General features: G+C 36.4%; 17 protein-coding genes, 8 tRNA genes and 2 rRNA genes. All 27 read left to right on the top strand.

Translation table 11 applies throughout. The annotated features are described in order from the left end of the window. Positions 1-110: 110 nt before the first annotated feature. Entirely contained in the window at positions 111-776 is a 666-nt protein-coding gene (locus M1D64_RS11910; protein ID WP_041080848.1) for a 50S ribosomal protein L25/general stress protein Ctc, read from the top strand. 193 nt (positions 777-969) lie between these two features. Continuing rightward, positions 970-1,542 carry an aminoacyl-tRNA hydrolase gene (gene pth, locus M1D64_RS11905; RefSeq protein WP_002484201.1) on the top strand — a complete coding sequence of 191 codons (573 nt, stop codon included), beginning with the start codon at positions 970-972 and terminating at the stop codon, positions 1,540-1,542. Next, on the top strand, positions 1,539-5,051 hold the full coding sequence (mfd, locus tag M1D64_RS11900; RefSeq protein ID WP_480977489.1) for a transcription-repair coupling factor: 3,513 nt from the start codon (positions 1,539-1,541) through the stop codon (positions 5,049-5,051). Before pth ends, mfd begins: the two co-directional genes overlap by 4 nt. Continuing rightward, a complete protein-coding gene (locus M1D64_RS11895; protein ID WP_126424522.1) occupies positions 5,041-6,594 on the top strand; it encodes a polysaccharide biosynthesis protein in 1,554 nt (517 codons plus the stop codon). Before mfd ends, M1D64_RS11895 begins: the two co-directional genes overlap by 11 nt. Continuing rightward, a complete protein-coding gene (locus M1D64_RS11890; protein WP_037539114.1) occupies positions 6,594-7,793 on the top strand; it encodes a MazG nucleotide pyrophosphohydrolase domain-containing protein in 1,200 nt (399 codons plus the stop codon). Before M1D64_RS11895 ends, M1D64_RS11890 begins: the two co-directional genes overlap by 1 nt. Continuing rightward, positions 7,790-8,053 (top strand): RNA-binding S4 domain-containing protein, encoded by a 264-nt coding sequence (locus tag M1D64_RS11885; protein WP_002484197.1) that lies wholly within the window; start codon positions 7,790-7,792, stop codon positions 8,051-8,053. Before M1D64_RS11890 ends, M1D64_RS11885 begins: the two co-directional genes overlap by 4 nt. An 18-nt stretch (positions 8,054-8,071) precedes the next feature. Continuing rightward, complete coding sequence (locus M1D64_RS11880) at positions 8,072-8,470, top strand: FtsB family cell division protein (protein WP_011303866.1); 399 nt, start codon at positions 8,072-8,074, stop codon at positions 8,468-8,470. A gap of 100 nt (positions 8,471-8,570) precedes the next feature. Beyond that, positions 8,571-8,969, top strand: a complete 399-nt coding sequence (locus tag M1D64_RS11875; protein WP_002484195.1) for a S1 domain-containing RNA-binding protein — start codon at positions 8,571-8,573, stop codon at positions 8,967-8,969. A 201-nt stretch (positions 8,970-9,170) separates the two neighbouring features. Continuing rightward, a complete protein-coding gene (tilS, locus tag M1D64_RS11870) occupies positions 9,171-10,466 on the top strand; it encodes a tRNA lysidine(34) synthetase TilS (RefSeq protein ID WP_002484194.1) in 1,296 nt (431 codons plus the stop codon). A gap of 4 nt (positions 10,467-10,470) precedes the next feature. Further along, on the top strand, positions 10,471-11,010 hold the full coding sequence (gene hpt, locus M1D64_RS11865; protein WP_002484193.1) for a hypoxanthine phosphoribosyltransferase: 540 nt from the start codon (positions 10,471-10,473) through the stop codon (positions 11,008-11,010). Between the two features lie 294 nt (positions 11,011-11,304). Next, complete coding sequence (ftsH, locus tag M1D64_RS11860; protein ID WP_126424521.1) at positions 11,305-13,395, top strand: ATP-dependent zinc metalloprotease FtsH; 2,091 nt, start codon at positions 11,305-11,307, stop codon at positions 13,393-13,395. Positions 13,396-13,600: 205 nt separating this feature from the next. Next, positions 13,601-14,482 carry an Hsp33 family molecular chaperone HslO gene (gene hslO, locus M1D64_RS11855; RefSeq protein ID WP_002484191.1) on the top strand — a complete coding sequence of 294 codons (882 nt, stop codon included), beginning with the start codon at positions 13,601-13,603 and terminating at the stop codon, positions 14,480-14,482. Between the two features lie 155 nt (positions 14,483-14,637). Beyond that, a complete protein-coding gene (cysK, locus tag M1D64_RS11850; protein WP_002484190.1) occupies positions 14,638-15,570 on the top strand; it encodes a cysteine synthase A in 933 nt (310 codons plus the stop codon). A gap of 221 nt (positions 15,571-15,791) precedes the next feature. After that, entirely contained in the window at positions 15,792-16,595 is an 804-nt protein-coding gene (gene folP, locus M1D64_RS11845) for a dihydropteroate synthase (RefSeq protein WP_011303862.1), read from the top strand. Continuing rightward, positions 16,573-16,941: a dihydroneopterin aldolase gene (gene folB / locus M1D64_RS11840; protein WP_011303861.1), complete on the top strand. Its 369-nt coding sequence runs from the start codon at positions 16,573-16,575 to the stop codon at positions 16,939-16,941. Before folP ends, folB begins: the two co-directional genes overlap by 23 nt. Further along, on the top strand, positions 16,938-17,417 hold the full coding sequence (folK, locus tag M1D64_RS11835) for a 2-amino-4-hydroxy-6-hydroxymethyldihydropteridine diphosphokinase (RefSeq protein ID WP_002484187.1): 480 nt from the start codon (positions 16,938-16,940) through the stop codon (positions 17,415-17,417). The genes folB and folK overlap by 4 nt, the downstream gene beginning before the upstream one ends. A gap of 522 nt (positions 17,418-17,939) precedes the next feature. Further along, positions 17,940-19,427, top strand: a complete 1,488-nt coding sequence (lysS, locus tag M1D64_RS11830) for a lysine--tRNA ligase (RefSeq protein WP_002484186.1) — start codon at positions 17,940-17,942, stop codon at positions 19,425-19,427. Positions 19,428-19,915: 488 nt separating this feature from the next. Continuing rightward, positions 19,916-20,030, top strand: a 5S ribosomal RNA gene (gene rrf, locus M1D64_RS11825). Between the two features lie 24 nt (positions 20,031-20,054). After that, positions 20,055-20,130 (top strand) — tRNA-Val (locus tag M1D64_RS11820). 13 nt (positions 20,131-20,143) lie between these two features. Beyond that, positions 20,144-20,219 (top strand) — tRNA-Thr (locus M1D64_RS11815). A 6-nt stretch (positions 20,220-20,225) separates the two neighbouring features. After that, a tRNA-Lys gene (locus M1D64_RS11810) sits at positions 20,226-20,298 on the top strand. A gap of 14 nt (positions 20,299-20,312) precedes the next feature. Continuing rightward, positions 20,313-20,387: transfer RNA gene (locus tag M1D64_RS11805), tRNA-Gly, on the top strand. Between the two features lie 8 nt (positions 20,388-20,395). Beyond that, a tRNA-Leu gene (locus M1D64_RS11800) sits at positions 20,396-20,484 on the top strand. A gap of 13 nt (positions 20,485-20,497) precedes the next feature. Next, positions 20,498-20,574: transfer RNA gene (locus tag M1D64_RS11795), tRNA-Arg, on the top strand. 27 nt (positions 20,575-20,601) lie between these two features. After that, positions 20,602-20,675, top strand: a tRNA-Pro gene (locus M1D64_RS11790). A 19-nt stretch (positions 20,676-20,694) separates the two neighbouring features. Further along, a tRNA-Ala gene (locus M1D64_RS11785) sits at positions 20,695-20,770 on the top strand. 150 nt (positions 20,771-20,920) lie between these two features. After that, positions 20,921-22,473: ribosomal RNA gene (locus tag M1D64_RS11780) — 16S ribosomal RNA — on the top strand. Position 22,474 lies beyond the last annotated feature (1 nt).

Genomic DNA, 22,474 nt, shown 5'->3' with positions numbered 1-22,474 from the left:
TGGTTTCGTTCGTGGAATATCACGATAAATAAACATTTGCAAGCAACAGATTGTTGATGGGCAAATGAGGAGCTCTTAGATAGAGCATTTATGAAAGGTGGAAACTGAATATGGCTTCATTAAAGTCAATTATTCGTCAAGGTAAACAAACGCGTTCAGACCTTAAAACACTAAGAAACACTGGTAAAGTACCAGCAATCGTTTATGGTTACGGTACAAAAAATACTTCAGTTAAAGTAGACGAAGTAGAATTTATCAAAGTTATCCGTGAAGTTGGACGTAACGGTGTAATCGAATTAGGCGTAGGTTCTAAAACAATTAAAGTAATGGTTTCAGACTACCAATTCGACCCACTTAAAAACCAAATCACTCATATTGACTTCTTAGCAATCAATATGACTGAAGAACGTACTGTAGAAGTACCAGTTCAATTAGTTGGTGAAGCTGTAGGAACTAAAGAGGGCGGCGTTGTTGAACAACCATTATTCAACCTTGAAGTTACAGCTACTCCAGATAACATCCCTGAATCAATCGAAGTTGATATCAGTGAATTAGAAATAAATGATAGTCTTTCTGTTGAAGATATCAAAATTTCTGGTGATTTCACTATTGAAAACGAAGCTAGTGATTCAATCGTAACAGTAGTTCCTCCAACTGAAGAACCTACTGAAGAAGAAATCGAAGCAATGGAAGGCGAAGCAGCTACTGAAGAGCCAGAAGTTGTAGGCGAAGAAAAAGAAGATGAAAGTGACGAAGACCAAAAAGAAGAAGAATAATCTTTCTCTTTGATTTGATGTCATGTGTTGATGTATCAACGCAATATTATCTTATTAAAAAGCACCATGCTTAATACGTTAAGCGGGTGCTTTTTTATGTTATCATAGTGAATGATACAAAATACATAACTTGTAAAGCATATAATTTATATAAATATTAGATAATGAGCATACAGAGAGTGGAGGTAACGTAATGAAATGTATTGTAGGCCTAGGCAACATAGGTAAACGCTTCGAACAAACAAGGCATAATATTGGCTTTGAAGTCATAGATTTTATGTTAGAGCAAAATAGATTTTCTTTAGATAAACAAAAATTTAAAGGTGCGTACACAATAGAGCGTTTAGCTGGAGAAAAAGTAATGTTCATAGAACCTATGACAATGATGAATTTGTCAGGTGAGGCAGTGGCACCTTTGATGAAATACTATGACATTGATATAGAGGATTTAATTGTCTTATATGATGATTTAGATTTACCTCAGGGTGAAATTAGACTCAGACAAAAAGGTAGTGCTGGTGGACACAATGGCATGAAATCCATTATTCAAATGTTAGGAACAGACCAGTTCAAACGAATTAGAATCGGCGTTGATCGACCTTCAAATGGCATGGCCATCGTAGACTATGTCTTGCAAAAATTTTCAAATCAAGAAATGGAAACGATGAATAAAGTAATAGAACATTCTGCACGAGCGATCGAAGCTTATATAGAAAGTAATCGATTTGACCGTGTAATGAATGAATATAATGGTGAGATTAAGTGAAATCAATAATTACAGAATATATAAATGAAGACAAACGATACCAAGAGTTAAACGAAGTATTTGGTAAAGAAAATGTTTTAGTAACCGGACTATCTGGTGCCGCAAAAGCAACGATTATAGCTGAAAAATATTTGAATAGTGAGCAGCAACTACTTGTTGTTACAAACAATCTTTATCAAGCAGATAAGTTAGAAAGTGACTTACTGCAATTTGTAGAAGATAGTGAAATATATAAATATCCGATGCAGGATATTATGACAGAAGAATTTTCAACACAAAGCCCTCAATTTATGAGTGAACGCGTGCGAACATTAACGGCACTTGCTCAAGAAGAGAGAGGGTTATTTATCGTACCTTTAAACGGATTGAAAAAATGGCTCACGCCGGTAGATATGTGGAAATCGCATCAATTAACGCTAAATGTAGGCGACGATATCGACATTGACGAATTTTTAAATAAGCTTGTAAATATGGGATATCGTAGAGAAAGTGTCATTTCACATATAGGAGAATTTTCATTACGTGGTGGGATTGTAGATATCTACCCATTAATTGGTAAGCCAGTACGTATTGAATTTTTCGATACTGAAGTAGACTCTATACGTGATTTTGATGTAGAATCTCAACGTTCTGAAGGCAATATCGAACATGTTGATATCACAACTGCTAGTGACTATATCATTACCGAAGATGTGCTTAAACATACAAAGCATAAACTAAAGCAAGCATATGAAGACACACGTCCAAAAATTGAAAAGTCTGTGCGAAATGAATTAAAAGAAACTTATGAAAGTTTTCAATTATTCGAAGCAGAAATGTTTGATCATCAAGTGCTTCGTAGACTAGTAGCATTTATGTATGAACAGCCAGCAACGATTATGGATTACTTTAAAGAGGATGCCATTATTGCTGTAGATGAATATAATAGAATTAAAGAAACTGAAACAACTCTTGTAACTGAAATAGATGAATTTATGCAAAATTTAATTGAAAGTGGAAAAGGTTTTATTGATCAAAGTTTTCTACAATATGAAGGTTTTGAAAATTTATTAAAACCGTTTGCGGTTACCTACTTTACATTGTTTACAGCAACGATGCCTGTTCAATTAAATGAAATCATTAAATTTTCATGTAAACCAGTACAACAGTTTTATGGACAGTATGATATTATGCGTTCTGAATTCCAAAGATTTATTCAAAATGATTACACGATTGTTGTACTTGCAGAAACGGAAACGAAAAAAGAACGCATTCAATCTATGCTAAATGAAATGCATATACCTACCTTTATTGATACACCAAGTCGTCGAAATGAAGGTGGCAGTGCCATTATTACAGAAGGTAGTTTGTCAGAAGGTTTTGAGCTACCTTACATGCAATTAGTTGTTGTCACAGAGAGAGAATTATTTAAATCAAAACAAAAGAAAAAACCAAAACAGCATAAAACGTTAACGAACGCTGAAAAAATCAAATCTTACCAAGACTTGAAAGTTGGCGATTATGTCGTTCATGTCCATCATGGTGTTGGTAGATATTTAGGTGTTGAAACACTTGAAGTAGGTGGCGTGCATAAAGATTATATTAAATTACAATATAAAGGCACCGACCAGTTATTTGTTCCCGTTGATCAGATGGATCAAGTGCAAAAATATGTTGCGTCAGAAGACAAATCTCCTAAGTTGAATAAGCTTGGCGGAACAGAATGGAAAAAAACAAAAGCCAAAGTACAACAAAGTGTTGAAGATATGGCTGATGAATTGATAGAGCTATATAAAGCACGTGAAATGTCTGTGGGATATAAATTTGGACCTGATACAGCAGAACAAAATGATTTTGAAATTGATTTTCCATACGAACTTACACCCGACCAAAGTAAATCGATAGAAGAAATCAAACAGGATATGGAAATTGAGCGTCCTATGGATAGATTACTATGTGGTGATGTAGGTTACGGTAAGACAGAGGTTGCTGTACGTGCAGCATTTAAAGCAGTTATGGAAGGTAAACAAGTAGCATTTCTTGTGCCGACGACGATACTTGCACAACAACACTATGAAACGTTGATAGAGCGTATGCAAGACTTTCCGATAGAAGTACAACTCATAAGTAGATTTAGAACTACAAAAGAAGTTAAAGAAACGAAAGAAGGACTAAAGTCAGGATTCGTTGATATCGTTGTAGGAACACATAAATTGTTAGGTAAAGATATTCAGTATAAAGATTTAGGCTTGCTTATAGTAGATGAGGAACAACGTTTTGGTGTACGTCACAAAGAGCGTATTAAATCACTGAAGAACAATGTAGATGTACTCACATTAACAGCGACACCTATTCCACGTACATTGCATATGAGTATGCTAGGTGTGAGAGATTTATCCGTTATAGAAACACCACCAGAGAACCGCTTCCCAGTACAAACTTATGTTTTAGAGCAAAATACGAATTTTATAAAAGAGGCATTGGAACGGGAACTATCAAGAGATGGCCAAGTATTTTACCTATACAATAAAGTGCAATCTATTTACGAGAAAAGAGAACAGCTGCAAATGCTTATGCCTGACGCGAATATCGGTGTAGCACATGGTCAAATGAATGAACGTGATTTAGAGGAAACGATGCTCAGCTTTATTAACCATGAATATGACATCATTGTTACTACAACAATTATAGAAACAGGCGTCGATGTACCAAATGCTAACACGCTGATTATTGAAGACGCTGATCGTTTCGGACTCAGCCAATTGTATCAATTAAGAGGACGTGTAGGACGTTCAAGTCGTATAGGTTATGCTTATTTCTTACATCCTACCAATAAAGTGTTGTCTGAAACTGCTGAGGACCGCTTACAAGCGATAAAAGAATTCACTGAACTAGGTTCAGGTTTTAAAATTGCCATGCGAGATTTAAATATTCGTGGTGCAGGTAATTTATTAGGTAAACAACAACACGGTTTCATTGACTCTGTTGGTTTCGATTTATATTCTCAAATGTTGGAAGAAGCAGTTAATGAAAAACGTGGCGTAAAAGCAGAAAAACAAGATGCACCTGAGATTGAAATAGAACTTAATATCGATGCTTATTTACCAGCTGAATATATACCAAATGAACAATCTAAAATTGAAATCTATAAAAAATTGCGTAAAATTGAAAGTGAAACACAATTAATGGATGTTAAAGATGAATTGATCGATCGCTTCAATGACTATCCAATAGAAGTAGAAAGATTATTAGAAATGATGGAAATTAAAGTTCATGCGTTACACGCAGGTGTGACGTTAATCAAAGATGTTGGTAAGCAAGTAGAAGTCTACCTGTCAGAAAAAGGTACAACAGATATCAATGGTGAAACATTATTTAAACAGACACAGCCACTTGGTCGTACGATGAAAGTCGGAGTTCAAGAAGGCAAAATGAAAGTAACGTTAAATAAAACAGGTAACTGGTTAGACAGTCTAAAATTCCTAACGAAAAGTTTAGAAGAAAGTATGGTTATAACTGATGAAATCTAAAACGGATAAGTCATCTGCTTTTAACGGAGTAGTTGTGCTTACATTAGCACTCATCATAGTTAAAATATTAAGTGCAATCTATCGAGTACCTTATCAAAATATCTTAGGTGACGAAGGACTGTATGCGTATCAACAAGTTTATCCAATTGTTGCTTTAGGTGTTATTTTGACAATGAATGCCATACCGAGTGCTGTTACTCAAATGTTTGGAGCAGACGGTCATCCTCGCCAATATATGAAGGTTTTAGTCGGATTGCAGATTGTCAGTACTGGTTTTTTCTTAGTTTTGTTAATCTGTGCAAAATGGATTGCTGCCTTAATGGGTGATGTTAACCTCGCACCAATGTTAAGCGCATCGAGTTTTAGTTTCTTATTTGTTAGTATATTGGGTATTTATAGAGGCTACTATCAAGCGCATCAAAATATGAATATACCTGCAATTTCCCAGGTTATAGAACAGTTTGTTCGTGTTGGCATTATCATTATCGCCATTGTTCTATTTATGACACAACAATGGTCACTGTATGCGGCTGGGACATTGGCAATTATTGGTTCAGCTTTTGGATTTTTAGCATCTAGTATATATCTTGTGTTGAAACGACCTTTCAAATTAACCGCATTTAAAGCGCAAAATATTGAACATAATAAGATTGTTGCATGGCGACAATTGGCATTAGCCATTGTGATTTTTGCTGTAAGTCAACTTATTGTGATTGTATGGCAAGTTGTGGATAGCTTTACCGTTATCCATGCTTTGCGGAATACAGGATTGAGTTTTCAAGAATCTACAACGCAAAAAGGCATTTATGATCGTGGTGCATCTTTTATTCAAATGGGGTTAATCGTCACTACCACATTTTGTTTTGTCCTTATTCCATTGCTGACAGATGCGATTAAAGTTAAGAATCATGTACTTATCAATAGATATGCGAATGCTTCTATTAAAATTACTATGCTATTTAGCATTGCTGCGGCTATCGGTTTGATTAATTTACTACCTATCATGAACCATGTATTTTTTAAAAATGATAGCCAAACCGGAACTTTAGCAGTGTATATGCTAACTGTTATATTTGTGTCTTTAATTATGATGGATATTGCATTGTTACAAGTGAAGAATCAAGTGCGACCTATATTTCAAGCGTTTATTACTGGTGTAGTGAGTAAAGCGATTTTAAATGTAGTATTGATACCGCCATTTTTCATGTTAGGTGGTAGTTTAAGCACAGTGTTATCATTAATCTTATTTGCTGCCATTTTGCATTATCACGTATTGAAACATTATCAATTCCGTAATATGAAAAAATATGTCGCAAAATTAATTTTTACAATGCTGATATTATCCGTTGCCGTTCAACTAACAATGTGGTTACTTCCTACACAGGGACGCGTCGCAGGTATTGTTGAATTGGTCGTTGCTGCAGGTGTAGGCGTTCTCGTCATCATCATTGCAATTGTTCGTACTGAGCTATTAAGTTTTAAAGAGTTAAAGCATTTACCATTGGGTGATAAACTCATCCATATGAAAAGAGGGAAACGATAATGACTGGAAAAATTATAATTGTTGGATTGGGTAATTATGGCATTGATGAATTACCCTTTGGAGTATATAAATTTTTGAAGCATCACCCCTTCGTTTATACGCGTACGTTAGATCATCCAGTTATAGAAATATTGACTTCTGAGGGTGTCGTATTTCAAAGTTTTGATGAAGTTTATGAATCAAATAGTGGGTTTAATGAGGTTTATGAAGACATTGTATCTCAACTTATGACTAAAGCACGAAATTCAGACACAGATATCGTCTATACAGTTCCGGGGCACCCTCGCGTTGCTGAGACAACCACTGTTAAGTTAGAGGCCTATGCGCAACAAGATGATGATATTGAAATTAAAGTCTTAGGGGGCAAAAGTTTCATTGATGATATCTTTGAAGCGGTTAAAGTTGACCCTAATGATGGCTTTACATTACTTGATGCTACTTCTTTAAGCAGCGAACAGTTGAATATTCGAACGCACACACTGATTACTCAAGTGTTTAGTTCCATGACTGCTGGAGATTTAAAAGTCACATTGATGTCGCGTTACGATGATGAACAAATTGTATTCATTATTGATGGTGCGCATGCTAACGGTGCCAATGTCATTGAAACACCCTTATACGAATTAGATCACCATCCAGACATTTTCAGCAACTTAACCAGTGTATTTATTAAGCGCGTTGAAAATGATGCCACATATATGAGTGATTTTGACTATGCGACAGGAATTATCGACAGACTTGTAGATGATGAAATTGGATGTCCTTGGGATAAAATTCAAACACACCAAACGTTAAAACGTTATTTACTGGAAGAAACGTTTGAATTGTTTGAAGCGATAGATAATGAAGATGATTGGCATATGATTGAAGAACTTGGTGACATATTATTACAAGTGTTATTACATGCAAGTATTGGTAAAAAAGAAGGCTATTTTGATATAAATGAAGTAGTACAAAGTTTATCCGAAAAAATGATACGCAGACATCCACACATTTTTGGAGAGGCGCATGCAGAAACTGAAGAAGATTTAAAACACATTTGGGCAGACGCCAAAGCAAAAGAAGGAAAAGTCCAACGCGTGAAATTCGAAAAAGTGTTTGCAGAGCATTTCATGAAGTTGTATGATAAAACAAAAAATATGTCGCTAGATGAAGCTGCTTTAAAAGATTATTTAGAGCAAGGAGGAGATAAATCATGAGACTGGATAAATATTTAAAAGTATCAAGACTGGTAAAACGTCGTACATTAGCGAAAGAAATTAGTGACCAAGGTCGTATCACTGTAAATGGTTCAGTTGCTAAAGCTGGAACAGATGTTAAAGTAACGGACGAACTTGTCATTCGTTTTGGACAAAAAATTGTAACAATAAATGTAACAGGGTTAAGTGAACATGCAACTAAAGAAAACGCAAAAGGCATGTATGAGATTGTTAAAGAAGAAAAAGTTGGCGGAGAATAATAGAGGAGGTGGCAAGCATTGAGTAAAAAAGTTGAAAATATCGGAAATACGTTCACCTCTTCTGAAAATAAAAAGAAACAAAAGCAAAAAATGAGAAGACGTGTGATACGCAGACGTATCACTTTGTTTGGTGGGATACTGCTCGCGATTATTATTATTTTGTGTATCATGCTTGTCACTCAAAAGCAAAGTAATAATGACGATGCTGTAGAACGACAACAAAAAGAAGAAAAATATCAAAAGCAACAAGATGAGGAATTAGCATTAAAAGAACAACTTAACAACTTAAATGATAAGAGCTATATAGAAAAAGTAGCAAGAGATGATTACTATTTAAGTAATGATGGAGAAGTTATATTTAAGTTACCGAGTGATAAATCGGATGCAGGTTCAAAATCTTCTAAAGAAGATAAATAGCGAAAATTATTTTTTTGCATCATAATACCATTGTTAATTTATGCAAACAGGCATATAATAAGGTTAAAATCGAAACAAATCGGGAGGATTTATTTACAATATGTCAATCGAAGTAGGAAACAAGCTTAAAGGTAAAGTCACTGGTATTAAAAAGTTTGGCGCTTTCGTCGAACTTCCAGAAGGAAAAAGTGGCTTAGTTCACATAAGTGAAGTTGCAGATAATTACGTTGAAAACGTAGAAGATCATTTATCTGTTGGAGATGAAGTTGAAGTTAAAGTGCTATCTATTGCTGATGACGGTAAAATTAGTCTATCTATTAAAAAAGCAAAAGATCGTCCGCGTAGACCTCAAAGTAAACCTAGTCATAAACAACCACAACCTAAAGGTGAAGACTTTGAAAAGAAATTAACAAACTTCTTAAAAGATAGCGAAGATAAATTAACTTCCATCAAACGTCAAACTGAATCAAGACGCGGTGGCAAAGGCGCTAGACGCTAATAATAGATAATACAACTGTTTTATATATAACTAACTGATTTATTGAGAACAACGTACAATCAATGATTCCAATATTAAGTTTGAGCGTAACAATCTAAGACTGTTTTCTTAATTGAGGAAACAGTCTCTTTTTATTGTAATATGGGATGATTCCAAAGTGATTAGGCTAATTGTTGGAAGATTTAGAGTGAGTGGAGGTAGATGAAGCTGAACGTTAATACTGAGGGTTGGACGAAAGATAAGCACATTGTATTGGCGGTTTCTACAGGTGTTGATAGCATGGTGTTATTACATGAGTTAATCACAAGATTGAAAGATTCATACACAAAATTAACCTGCTTACATGTAAATCACAACATCCGCCCGATAGCGAAGGAAGAAGAATATTTTCTCAAACAATTTTGTAAAGCGCATCATGTTGAGCTTTACGTTAAGCACTTAGATTTATCAGATGTTATTGAAAAAGGGAATAGTATTGAAAATGACGCAAGAGTAGCACGTTACCAATGGTTTGATGAGATGATGTATGAATTAAAGGCAGATATCTTACTGACCGCCCATCATCAAGATGATCAGATAGAAACTATTTTTTATCGAGTAATGACTGGACGTTCCACAAGAAGTAGTTTAGGTATGGCTTATCAAACTGCACGCGCATCTTATCAAATATGTAAACCATTATTATCGACAACAAAAAATGAAATTCGTGATTATCAGGTTATGCATCGTGTACCTTATTATGAAGATGAAACAAATACACAAAATCATTATGTGAGAAATGACATTCGTAATCGTATTTTGCCTGAAATAAATGAAAATGCACAACTTGCTACAGATCAATTAATCAAACTAAAAGAGTGGCATGATGAACAACTTGAAGTGATAAATAAAGAAGCCGTCGCATTTATAAAACAGGATATACGTAAAAGTGTTAAAACACAGAAGTATACGATAGCAAGATCACAATTTTTAAATTTAAGGCATAGTGTTAAGATGGCAGTGTTAGATAACCTGTTTGAACAACTTCAAATCACTCGCTCAATAACTGAAAAAACTTATAATGAGTGGTTTCAAAAATTAGAAGGAAATTTGACGCAATGCACATTATACACGACAGATAAATGGATAATTCATATCGCTTATGATAAATTTATAATAATGGCAAATTATGATGTGAAACATTTTCCGATTCAGATTACTCACCCTGGTATATACAACTATAGTCATTATCAAATTGACGTTAAACATGACTTTCCTGTTGGGGACTTTCCGTTAGTTATTCGTACACGAAGAGATGGAGATAAATTCGAGTTGAATGGTATGGAAGGACATAAAAAAATAAGTAGGTTGCTTATTGATCATAAAATCGTTCAATCCGAACGCAATCAATTACCAGTCATGGTTAATGCCCAAAATGAGATTATTGCTGTTGGCACATTATATTTAAAAAATAAATACGAACAATCAATTTTTATACGAGATATGGGAGAGGAATAAAAACATGCGAGATGATTTAAAAGAAATATTATTATCAGAGGAAGATATTCATCAGATTTGTAAAGATTTAGGTGAAGAGATTACACGAGCTTATAATGGGAAACCGCTTGTATGTATCGGCATATTAAAAGGTTCGGTCATGTTTATGGCAGACTTAATAAAATATATTGATACGCATTTAGCTATTGATTTTATGGATGTTTCAAGTTATCACGGTGGCACAGAATCTACTGGAGAAGTTCAAATTTTAAAAGATTTGAGTTCATCAATTGAAAATAAAGATGTGTTAATTATTGAAGATATTTTAGAAACTGGAACAACATTAAAATCAATCACTGAGTTATTGGAGTCACGTCGTGTTAATTCACTTGAAATTGTAACATTACTTGATAAACCAAATCGTCGTAAAGCTGATATTGAAGCTAAGTACGTTGGTAAAAAGATTCCGGATGAATTTGTGGTTGGATACGGTTTAGATTATGCTGAACACTATCGTAACTTACCGTATATAGGGACACTTAAATCAGAAATTTATTCAAAGTAAGCAATACAATTTTATGAAACTGAAAATTATTATATAATGTAAGTCTAAGCGTAAATATATTAATCAGTATGTCTATGTGTTCGCTTTAAAAAGTATTTTTCATACATAAAACGAACGTGACTTAAATTGTAAAATATTGAATTTTGTAACTTATGTGCACTAGGGACAATTTAAATTTAAAATAGAGCATTGAAAATTGTAAACATAGTACAAAAGTTGAAATACTAGCCGTAAACTCATGTATTGTGTTACAATTTTTGTTAGTTTTATTATTGAAGTAGGAGGAAACGACGCATGCAGAAAGCCTTTCGTAATGTGCTTGTTATCGCAATTATTGGCGTTATAATATTTGGTTTATTTTCATTTTTAAATGGAAATGGTAATATGCCAAAACAACTTACATATAACCAATTTGTGAAACAGCTAGATAAAGGTGATTTAAAATCACTTGAGATACAGCCTGAACAAAATGTATATATGGTAAGCGGTAAAACCAAAGATGATAAAGAATATTCTTCAACTATTTTATATAACAACGATAAAGAATTAGAAAAAATAACTGATAAAGCACAAAACCAAGACGGATTGAAATTTACAGTTAAAGAAGAAGAAAAACAAAGTGTATTTGTAAGTATTCTAACTACACTAATTCCTGTATTAATTATTGCATTATTATTTATTTTCTTCCTAAGCCAAGCTCAAGGTGGCGGCGGCGGTGGCGGTCGTATGATGAACTTTGGTAAGTCCAAAGCTAAAATGTACGATAGCCAGAAGAAACGTGTTCGCTTCTCTGATGTAGCAGGCGCGGATGAAGAGAAACAAGAATTGATTGAAATTGTCGATTTCTTAAAAGACAATAAACAATTTAAACAAATGGGATCAAGAATTCCAAAAGGTGTTTTATTAGTAGGACCTCCAGGTACAGGTAAGACTTTACTTGCACGTGCGGTTGCTGGTGAAGCAGGCACACCATTCTTCTCAATTAGTGGTTCTGACTTCGTTGAGATGTTTGTTGGTGTCGGTGCAAGTCGTGTGCGTGATTTATTTGAAAATGCTAAGAAAAATGCACCATGTATTATTTTCATCGATGAAATTGATGCAGTGGGTCGTCAGCGTGGCGCTGGTGTTGGTGGCGGACACGATGAACGTGAACAAACGCTTAACCAATTACTAGTTGAAATGGACGGATTTGGCGAAAATGAAGGTATCATTATGATTGCCGCTACGAACCGCCCTGATATTTTAGACCCAGCATTATTACGTCCGGGTCGTTTTGATAGACAAATTCAAGTTGGTCGTCCAGATGTTAAAGGACGTGAAGCGATTTTACATGTTCACGCTAAGAACAAGCCACTTGATGAAACAGTAGACTTAAAAGCAGTTTCTCAAAGAACACCAGGCTTCTCTGGTGCAGATTTAGAAAACTTACTTAACGAAGCATCTTTAGTTGCTGTTCGTGAAGGTAAGAAAAAAATCGATATGCGTGATATAGAAGAAGCTACTGACCGTGTTATTGCAGGTCCAGCTAAAAAATCTCGTGTTATTTCAGAAAAAGAACGTAATATTGTTGCCCACCATGAAGCTGGTCATACAATTATTGGTATGGTGCTTGATGAAGCCGAAGTTGTTCATAAAGTAACGATTGTTCCACGTGGACAAGCGGGCGGTTATGCAATGATGTTACCTAAACAAGATCGCTTCTTAATGACCGAGCCAGAGTTGCTAGATAAAATTTGTGGCTTACTTGGTGGACGTGTTTCAGAAGATATCAACTTTAATGAAGTTTCTACGGGTGCTTCTAATGACTTTGAACGTGCAACGCAAATTGCGCGTCAAATGGTTACAGAATACGGTATGAGTAAGAAACTTGGACCTATTCAATTCTCAAGCAGTAGCAATGGCCAAGTGTTCTTAGGTAAAGATATGCAAGGTGATCCTGAATACTCTGGACAAATTGCTTATGAAATTGATAAAGAAGTACAACGCATTATTAAAGAACAATATGAGCGTTGTAAAGACATTCTGTTAGAACATAAATCACAATTAATCTTAATTGCTGAATCATTACTAACAGAAGAAACATTAGTTGCTGAACAAATACAATCATTATTCCATGATGGTGTGTTGCCAGAAGTTGACTATGACGGAGCTAAAGTCGTAGAAGAAGACAAAAATGACTTCGAAGATGGTAAATACGGTAAATCATATGAAGATGTGCGTAAAGAACAATTAAATCGTGGTGACGATGATCAAAAAGACGATCATGAAGATGAAGAATCTGGTGACAATGAAAAAGACGGTGAAAATTCAGAGCCAACTGGCCATGAACAAGCACCTGACATTGACAGACCAGGTAATTCAAACGACCCTGATCGTCGAAACTAAAGACTGAATTTTAAACTTCTTTCTGCTATGATACGAATAGTAGAAAGAAGTTTTTTTATGGTTCATATAATTGCAAACAGATGTTTCGCAATTTTTGGTGCGAAAGTATAAAATAAATTGCGTTATTAAAAAGTAACCCAAAATAGACATGAAAATGAAATGTTTTATAATAAACACAGTTAATATTAAAGGAGAAATTTTAAAAATGACAAATGATTATATAGTTAAAGCTTTAGCTTTTGGAGGACAGATTCGTGCTTACAGTGCCTTGACAACTGAGAGTGTGCAAGAAGCACAAACAAGACATTATACTTGGCCGACTGCTTCTGCAGCACTTGGGCGCACAATGACTGCGACATTAATGATGGGCGCAATGCTAAAAGGAAATCAGAAGTTAACAGTTACAGTAGATGGCCAAGGACCAATTGGCAAAGTTATTGCTGATGCAGACGCTAAAGGAAATGTACGAGGTTATGTCACAAACCCACAAACCCATTTTCCTTTAAATGATCATGGCAAGTTAGATGTTAGCCGTGCAGTAGGAACGAATGGTTCATTAACAGTTGTTAAAGATGTAGGATTGAAAGATTATTTTTCTGGTTCTAGTCCACTTGTTTCAGGTGAACTCGGCGATGATTTCACATACTATTTTGCAAAAAGTGAACAAGTTCCTTCATCAGTAGGATTGGGTGTATTGGTTAATCCAGATAATTCAATTAAAGCTTCTGGAGGATTTTTAATACAAGTTATGCCAGGCGCAGAAGACGAAACGATTAATAAACTAGAAGATGCGATTAATCATATGACACCTGTTTCTAAACTCATTGATCAGGGTTTAACACCTGAAGAATTACTTTTTGAAATATTAGGTGAAGAAAATGTACAAATATTAGAAAATGTTCCAGCACACTTTGAATGTAATTGTGGACATGACAAATTTTTAAATGCGATTAAAGGTTTGGGAGAAGCTGAAATTCAAAATATGATAAATGAGGATCATGGTGCTGAGGCGGAATGTCATTTCTGCAGAAATAAATATCAATTTTCTGAAGAAGAGTTACAGCAATTATTAGATAATATTAAATAAACCCGCTAGAATGAAACTAGACAGATAAGTATGTTAGGTTAAAGTTGGAAGAATAAGTTTTTGCAGTTGTATTTACAGAAAAATCTGATAAAATAGAATGTATATCCGATTGAAAAAGTAGGTTTTAAACTTTTTAACGAAAAGGAGCAATACTTATGACAAATAAACCAGTAGATAACATTGTAGAAGTAATTGGTAACACACCAGTAGTTAAATTAAATAAGGTAGTAGACGAAGACATTGCAGACGTATATGTTAAACTTGAATATCAAAATCCAGGTGGTTCTGTAAAAGATCGTATTGCATTAGCGATGATTGAAGAAGCTGAAAAAGCAGGCAAAATCAAACCAGGTGATACGATTGTTGAACCAACAAGTGGTAACACTGGTATTGGTTTAGCATTTGTTTGTGCTGCTAAAGGTTATAAAGCCGTTTTCACTATGCCTGAAACAATGAGTCAAGAGCGTCGTAATTTATTAAAAGCATATGGCGCAGAATTAGTATTAACGCCTGGTTCAGAAGCTATGAAAGGCGCGATTAAAAAAGCAAAAGAATTAAAAGAAGAACATGGTTATTATGAACCTCAACAATTTGAGAACCCTGCTAATCCTCGTGTTCACGAATTAACAACAGGTCCAGAATTAGTTCAGCAATTTGAAGGTAAAACAATTGATTCATTCTTAGCTGGTGTTGGTACTGGTGGTACATTAAGTGGTGCTGGTAAAGTATTGAAAGAAAACTACCCAGACATTAACTTAGTTGCGATTGAACCAGAAGATTCACCTGTATTAAGTGGTGGCGAACCTGGTCCACATAAACTACAAGGTTTAGGTGCAGGATTTATTCCAGACACTTTAGATGAAAATATCTATGACGAAGTAGTTCAAGTAGGTAATGAAACTGCAATGGACATGGCGCGTAAAGTTGCTAAAGAAGAAGGTATCTTATGTGGTATTTCTTCAGGTGCTGCTATTTATGCGGCTATTGAAAAAGCGAAACAATTAGGAAAAGGTAAAACAGTAGTGACTGTATTACCAAGTAATGGTGAACGTTACCTTTCTACTCCTTTATTCGCATTTGATGACTAATCCAATATAACGTGAAATTGAGCCGGGCACATATAAATGTGCACCGGCTTTTTGTTTTGCAGTGCCTTTTAATATGTTCAAGGATAATGTTAAATTTTAGGTTGGTATATGTATGGATTAAGCGCTGATTACTGAAAAATATAGCAAATAACGTTATTATAGAAATAAGATAACAACTTAAAGATAAAATCATTTTATAAGTGAAAGGAAGCAAAATGATTATGACACATACAAAAATTATGGGCATATTAAACGTTACACCGGATTCATTTTCAGACGGCGGTAAATATAATACAGTCGATCGTGCAGTGAAAAGGGCAGAGGAAATGGTAGAAGAGGGTGTGGATATTATAGATGTTGGTGGTATATCTACAAGACCAGGATTCGAAGAAATTACTGTAGAAGAGGAATTGGACCGTGTATTACCGGTAGTGAAGGCATTGAGTCACTTAGACGTTCAACTATCAATCGATACATATAGAAGTGAAGTAGCAGAAGCAGCGATGAAATTAGGTGCAACGATGATAAATGATCAATGGGCTGGACTAAATGATGCACGTATATTTGATATTGTTGCAAAATACGAGGGAGAAATTGTGTTAATGCACAATGGCGATGGTCAAAGATCAGAACCAGTTGTTGATGAAATGTTAGTGTACTTGCTTAAACAAGCAAATAAAGCTGAAATGGCTGGCATTCCTCAACATAAAGTTTGGCTCGATCCAGGTATTGGGTTTGCAAAAACTAGAGAGGAAGAAAAAGAAGTCATGGCACGATTAGACGAACTTGTAGCTACAGGTTACCCAGTACTGTTGGCAACAAGTAGAAAAAGATTTATTAAAGAAATGATTGAGCAAGAGACCACACCTGTTGAACGAGATGAAGCAACAGCTGCTACTACAGCCTATGGTATAATGGAAGGCGTAAAAGCGGTTAGAGTACATAATGTCGCGCTGAATGTTCGTTTAGGACAAAGCATGGATTATTTAAAGGAGAATGATAATGAGCGACACAATATTTCTTAATGGTATGAGATTTTATAGTTATCATGGTGCGCTACCAGCTGAAAATGAAATTGGCCAAATATTTATCGTTGATATTACGATGAATGTTGATTTGAGCACAGCAGGTCAGTCAGATGATGTTAAGGATACGGTACACTATGGTGAAGTATTTGAAGATGTTAAAGCAATTATGGAAGGTGAGCCGGTAAATTTATTGGAGCATCTAGCGGAACGTATTGCAAAACGTATAAATTCACACTATAATCGTGTAGTGGAAACGAAAGTCAGAATCACTAAAGAGAATCCACCCATACCAGGTCATTATGATGGTGTAGGTGTAGAAATAGTGAGGGAGAGTCGCGCATGACATACGCATATTTAGGTTTAGGAAGTAATGTTGGGGAGCGGTTGACTCAGCTTGAAGCGGCCATATCGATTTTAAATGATAAAGAGGGCATTACAGTTACACAGAAGTCACCGATTTATGAGACGGACCCAGTAGGTTATGTAGATCAACCGCAATTTTTGAATCAATGTATTGAAGTTCAAACCACATTGGAGCCTAACGAATTATTGAAAGCCTGTTTGGATACTGAGCAACAACTACATCGAGTGAGAGATATACGTTGGGGGCCAAGAACCTTAGATGTTGATATCTTATTATATGGAGATCAAATTATTAATGAATCTGAGTTAATAGTGCCACATCCACGTATGTTGGAACGTTCGTTTGTACTTATTCCATTGAATGACATTGCAACGAATGTCATTGAACCTAATTCAAATAAGGAAATAGGGCATTTAGTGATACCAGATGAGTCAGTTAGAAAATATGAATTTTAATAAATGTGCGTAAATGCGTATTTTTGAAGCGGTTATGTGCACGTACATTATATGGATTGAATTTAATGAGTTACTGTCAGTCGTGTGAGTACATGTCGAGCGATTTAGGCATATAAAATATATGCATGCACCCATTGACGTGTATAACTTAGTGCTTTTTATGAAGAACTGCATATGTAACTATCAGTATTTAATCACTGGCCGCGTGTCAGTTGCACGATTATCTATTTGAAATTAAGTATTTATAAGTGAATCAATAAAATCCAGAAAAAAGTTTAAATAACTTTATTCCGTTTGCATCGTCTAGTAGAATTGAAGAGTGAGAAAGTTGGAATGTGAGAAGTACATATGAATGTGTTTAGCTATCCTTAAGGATACTCACTTCTAAGAATAAACAAAGCAGAAAATGTTTTGTTAAGTTGAAATTCGGTAATAAATGATCATTTTTATTTAAATATTTCAATTAGAAGTCCAAGCAATAGAAAGTGAAAGTAGAACAAGAAGCATAAAGGAGAGAAAGTTATGTCAGAAGAAATGAATGACCAAATGCAGGTCCGTCGCCAAAAATTACAAGAACTATATGATTTAGGAATAGATCCATTTGGTCAAAAATTTGATCGTACTTCAATGGCAACCCCATTACATGAAGACTGGGATCAATTTAGCAAAGAAGAATTACATGAAAAAGAAGAAGAAAGTCATGTAAGTATTGCTGGACGTTTAATGACGAAACGCGGAAAAGGTAAAGCGGGCTTTGCACACGTTCAAGATTTAAGTGGTCAAATACAGATTTATGTAAGAAAAGACCAAGTAGGTGAAGATCAATTTGCTATTTGGAATTCTGCAGATCTTGGAGATATAGTAGGCGTGGAAGGCGTAATGTTTAAAACTAACACTGGTGAACTATCAGTTAAAGCACAGTCATTCACTTTATTAACAAAAGCCTTACGTCCACTCCCAGATAAGTTCCATGGCTTACAAGATATAGAACAACGTTATCGTCAGCGTTATTTAGACTTAATTACTAACCAAGATAGTACACAAACATTCATTAAACGTAGTAAAATATTGCAAGAGATGCGTAACTATTTAAATCAACAAGGATTTTTAGAAGTAGAAACACCTATGATGCACCAAATCGCAGGTGGAGCAGCTGCACGTCCTTTCGTTACACATCATAATGCGTTAGACGCTACCTTATATATGAGAATTGCGATTGAATTACATTTGAAACGTTTAATTGTTGGTGGATTAGAAAAAGTTTATGAAATAGGTCGTGTATTTAGAAATGAAGGTGTGTCTACAAGACATAATCCGGAATTTACTATGATTGAATTATATGAAGCTTACGCTGATTATCATGATATTATGGATATTACAGAAAATATGATTAGACATATATCTGAAAAAGTATTAGGTACTGCGAAAGTAACGTATGGAGAAGAAACAATAGATTTAGAATCTAAATGGAAACGAATCCATATGGCCGATGCCGTTAAAGAAGAAACGGGTGTCGACTTCTTCAACATTCAAAGTGACGAAGATGCGAAAATAGCTGCTAAAGAACACGGCATAGAAATTACAGATAATATGAAATATGGTCATATATTAAATGAGTTCTTTGAACAAAAAGTTGAAGAAACACTCATTCAACCAACATTTATATATGGTCACCCAATTGAAATCTCTCCATTAGCTAAGAAAAATGCGGAAGATCCAAGATTTACAGATCGCTTTGAGTTGTTTATTGTTGGAAGAGAACACGGTAATGCATTTACTGAATTAAATGATCCAATCGATCAAAGAGCAAGATTTGAAGCGCAATTAGTAGAAAAAGAACAAGGCAACGATGAAGCGCATGAAATGGATGAAGACTTTATCGAGGCGTTAGAATATGGTATGCCTCCTACAGGTGGATTAGGAATCGGAATTGACAGATTGGTTATGTTACTTACAGATTCTGCCTCTATTAGAGACGTATTACTGTTCCCTTATATGAGACAAAAATAATAGCGATAAATATAATAGAACTGGATCAATCTTTATACATCATGTAATTGATGTGTGAAGATTGATCTTTTTTTATGCTATTTACAAGGCGTGTTTATCGCGAATATAATATAACTTAGAAGAAAATCAGTACATGAATTTAATTCTTTAAAGTAATAAGATACATTTAAGTAAGATTCTGCTATAAAAATATAAAAATAAACTGAAAAAAGGATGGAAAAGTCAGTTTCTATATGGTAAGATAGTTCAAGTCGAGTTAAAGAAACGAGATACGGCTTAACAAATGCAACAAAATAATTTAAGTAAATGTTTGAAAAGCTATTGACTTAAATGTTAAAACGTTGTAATATATAAAAGTCGTCAAAAACGAGTTATTACATAACAAATATTCAAGTGAAGATCTTGTAAAGAAAATTTAAAGATAGTGTAAAATTGACTATTGCAAATAATCGTTAAACAATGTATCATTAATTGAGTAAGTTATTTTGTCTGGTGGCAATAGCAAAGAGGTCACACCTGTTCCCATGCCGAACACAGAAGTTAAGCTCTTTAGCGCCGATGGTAGTCGGACTTACGTTCCGCAAGAGTAGGACGTTGCCAGGCTTAGTAATCGAATTGATTTTATGTGGAGGATTAGCTCAGCTGGGAGAGCATCTGCCTTACAAGCAGAGGGTCGGCGGTTCGAACCCGTCATCCTCCACCATTTCAAATGAATAGCCGGCCTAGCTCAACTGGTAGAGCAACTGACTTGTAATCAGTAGGTTGGGGGTTCAAGTCCTCTGGCCGGCACCATTTCATGAGCCATTAGCTCAGTTGGTAGAGCATCTGACTTTTAATCAGAGGGTCAGTGGTTCGAGCCCACTATGGCTCATCCAGTTTCATTTTGCAGAAGTAGTTCAGCGGTAGAATACGACCTTGCCAAGGTCGGGGTCGCGGGTTCGAATCCCGTCTTCTGCTCCATTATTTTTGCCGGGGTGGCGGAACTGGCAGACGCACAGGACTTAAAATCCTGCGATAAGTGATTATCGTACCGGTTCGATTCCGGTCCTCGGCACCATCATTTTAATATAGCGCCCGTAGCTCAACTGGATAGAGTACTTGACTACGAATCAAGAGGTTACAGGTTCGACCCCTGTCGGGCGCACCATTTTAAAATGCATGTTAATTATATATACGGGAAGTAGCTCAGCTTGGTAGAGCACTTGGTTTGGGACCAAGGGGTCGCAGGTTCGAATCCTGTCTTCCCGACTCTTTTTGAAAATAGTATGGGGGCTTAGCTCAGATGGGAGAGCGCCTGCTTTGCACGCAGGAGGTCAGCGGTTCGATCCCGCTAGTCTCCACCATATTGATTATTATTGAAGAAATGAACATTGAAAACTGAATTGCAATATGTCAACGTTAATTCCGAACGCAACATTAAATTGTTGGTTCAAAACAAGTGTTAGAGATAACACAAATTAGTATTTTATGAGCTAATCAAACATCATAATTCATTTATGGAGAGTTTGATCCTGGCTCAGGATGAACGCTGGCGGCGTGCCTAATACATGCAAGTCGAGCGAACAGATAAGGAGCTTGCTCCTTTGACGTTAGCGGCGGACGGGTGAGTAACACGTGGGTAACCTACCTATAAGACTGGGATAACTTCGGGAAACCGAAGCTAATACCGGATAACATTTGGAACCGCATGGTTCTAAAGTGAAAGATGGTTTTGCTATCACTTATAGATGGACCCGCGCCGTATTAGCTAGTTGGTAAGGTAACGGCTTACCAAGGCGACGATACGTAGCCGACCTGAGAGGGTGATCGGCCACACTGGAACTGAGACACGGTCCAGACTCCTACGGGAGGCAGCAGTAGGGAATCTTCCGCAATGGGCGAAAGCCTGACGGAGCAACGCCGCGTGAGTGATGAAGGGTTTCGGCTCGTAAAACTCTGTTATTAGGGAAGAACAAACGTGTAAGTAACTGTGCATGTCTTGACGGTACCTAATCAGAAAGCCACGGCTAACTACGTGCCAGCAGCCGCGGTAATACGTAGGTGGCAAGCGTTATCCGGAATTATTGGGCGTAAAGCGCGCGTAGGCGGTTTCTTAAGTCTGATGTGAAAGCCCACGGCTCAACCGTGGAGGGTCATTGGAAACTGGGAAACTTGAGTGCAGAAGAGGAAAGTGGAATTCCATGTGTAGCGGTGAAATGCGCAGAGATATGGAGGAACACCAGTGGCGAAGGCGACTTTCTGGTCTGTAACTGACGCTGATGTGCGAAAGCGTGGGGATCAAACAGGATTAGATACCCTGGTAGTCCACGCCGTAAACGATGAGTGCTAAGTGTTAGGGGGTTTCCGCCCCTTAGTGCTGCAGCTAACGCATTAAGCACTCCGCCTGGGGAGTACGACCGCAAGGTTGAAACTCAAAGGAATTGACGGGGACCCGCACAAGCGGTGGAGCATGTGGTTTAATTCGAAGCAACGCGAAGAACCTTACCAAATCTTGACATCCTTTGAAAACTCTAGAGATAGAGCCTTCCCCTTCGGGGGACAAAGTGACAGGTGGTGCATGGTTGTCGTCAGCTCGTGTCGTGAGATGTTGGGTTAAGTCCCGCAACGAGCGCAACCCTTAAGCTTAGTTGCCATCATTAAGTTGGGCACTCTAGGTTGACTGCCGGTGACAAACCGGAGGAAGGTGGGGATGACGTCAAATCATCATGCCCCTTATGATTTGGGCTACACACGTGCTACAATGGACAATACAAAGGGCAGCTAAACCGCGAGGTCATGCAAATCCCATAAAGTTGTTCTCAGTTCGGATTGTAGTCTGCAACTCGACTACATGAAGCTGGAATCGCTAGTAATCGTAGATCAGCATGCTACGGTGAATACGTTCCCGGGTCTTGTACACACCGCCCGTCACACCACGAGAGTTTGTAACACCCGAAGCCGGTGGAGTAACCATTTATGGAGCTAGCCGTCGAAGGTGGGACAAATGATTGGGGTGAAGTCGTAACAAGGTAGCCGTATCGGAAGGTGCGGCTGGATCACCTCCTTTC

The organism is Staphylococcus sp. Z5-21 (assembly GCF_056529615.1).
This window is presented reverse-complemented; position numbering and strand designations above follow the sequence as displayed.

Coding starts and splice junctions, on each gene's coding strand:
- folP (WP_011303862.1), top strand. CDS start 15,792: ATGACACATACAAAAATTATGGGCATATTAAACGTTACACCGGATTCA.
- M1D64_RS11885 (WP_002484197.1), top strand. CDS start 7,790: ATGAGACTGGATAAATATTTAAAAGTATCAAGACTGGTAAAACGTCGT.
- M1D64_RS11895 (WP_126424522.1), top strand. CDS start 5,041: ATGAAATCTAAAACGGATAAGTCATCTGCTTTTAACGGAGTAGTTGTG.
- tilS (WP_002484194.1), top strand. CDS start 9,171: ATGAAGCTGAACGTTAATACTGAGGGTTGGACGAAAGATAAGCACATT.
- lysS (WP_002484186.1), top strand. CDS start 17,940: ATGTCAGAAGAAATGAATGACCAAATGCAGGTCCGTCGCCAAAAATTA.
- cysK (WP_002484190.1), top strand. CDS start 14,638: ATGACAAATAAACCAGTAGATAACATTGTAGAAGTAATTGGTAACACA.
- M1D64_RS11875 (WP_002484195.1), top strand. CDS start 8,571: ATGTCAATCGAAGTAGGAAACAAGCTTAAAGGTAAAGTCACTGGTATT.
- hslO (WP_002484191.1), top strand. CDS start 13,601: ATGACAAATGATTATATAGTTAAAGCTTTAGCTTTTGGAGGACAGATT.
- pth (WP_002484201.1), top strand. CDS start 970: ATGAAATGTATTGTAGGCCTAGGCAACATAGGTAAACGCTTCGAACAA.
- folK (WP_002484187.1), top strand. CDS start 16,938: ATGACATACGCATATTTAGGTTTAGGAAGTAATGTTGGGGAGCGGTTG.
- M1D64_RS11910 (WP_041080848.1), top strand. CDS start 111: ATGGCTTCATTAAAGTCAATTATTCGTCAAGGTAAACAAACGCGTTCA.
- folB (WP_011303861.1), top strand. CDS start 16,573: ATGAGCGACACAATATTTCTTAATGGTATGAGATTTTATAGTTATCAT.
- ftsH (WP_126424521.1), top strand. CDS start 11,305: ATGCAGAAAGCCTTTCGTAATGTGCTTGTTATCGCAATTATTGGCGTT.
- hpt (WP_002484193.1), top strand. CDS start 10,471: ATGCGAGATGATTTAAAAGAAATATTATTATCAGAGGAAGATATTCAT.
- M1D64_RS11890 (WP_037539114.1), top strand. CDS start 6,594: ATGACTGGAAAAATTATAATTGTTGGATTGGGTAATTATGGCATTGAT.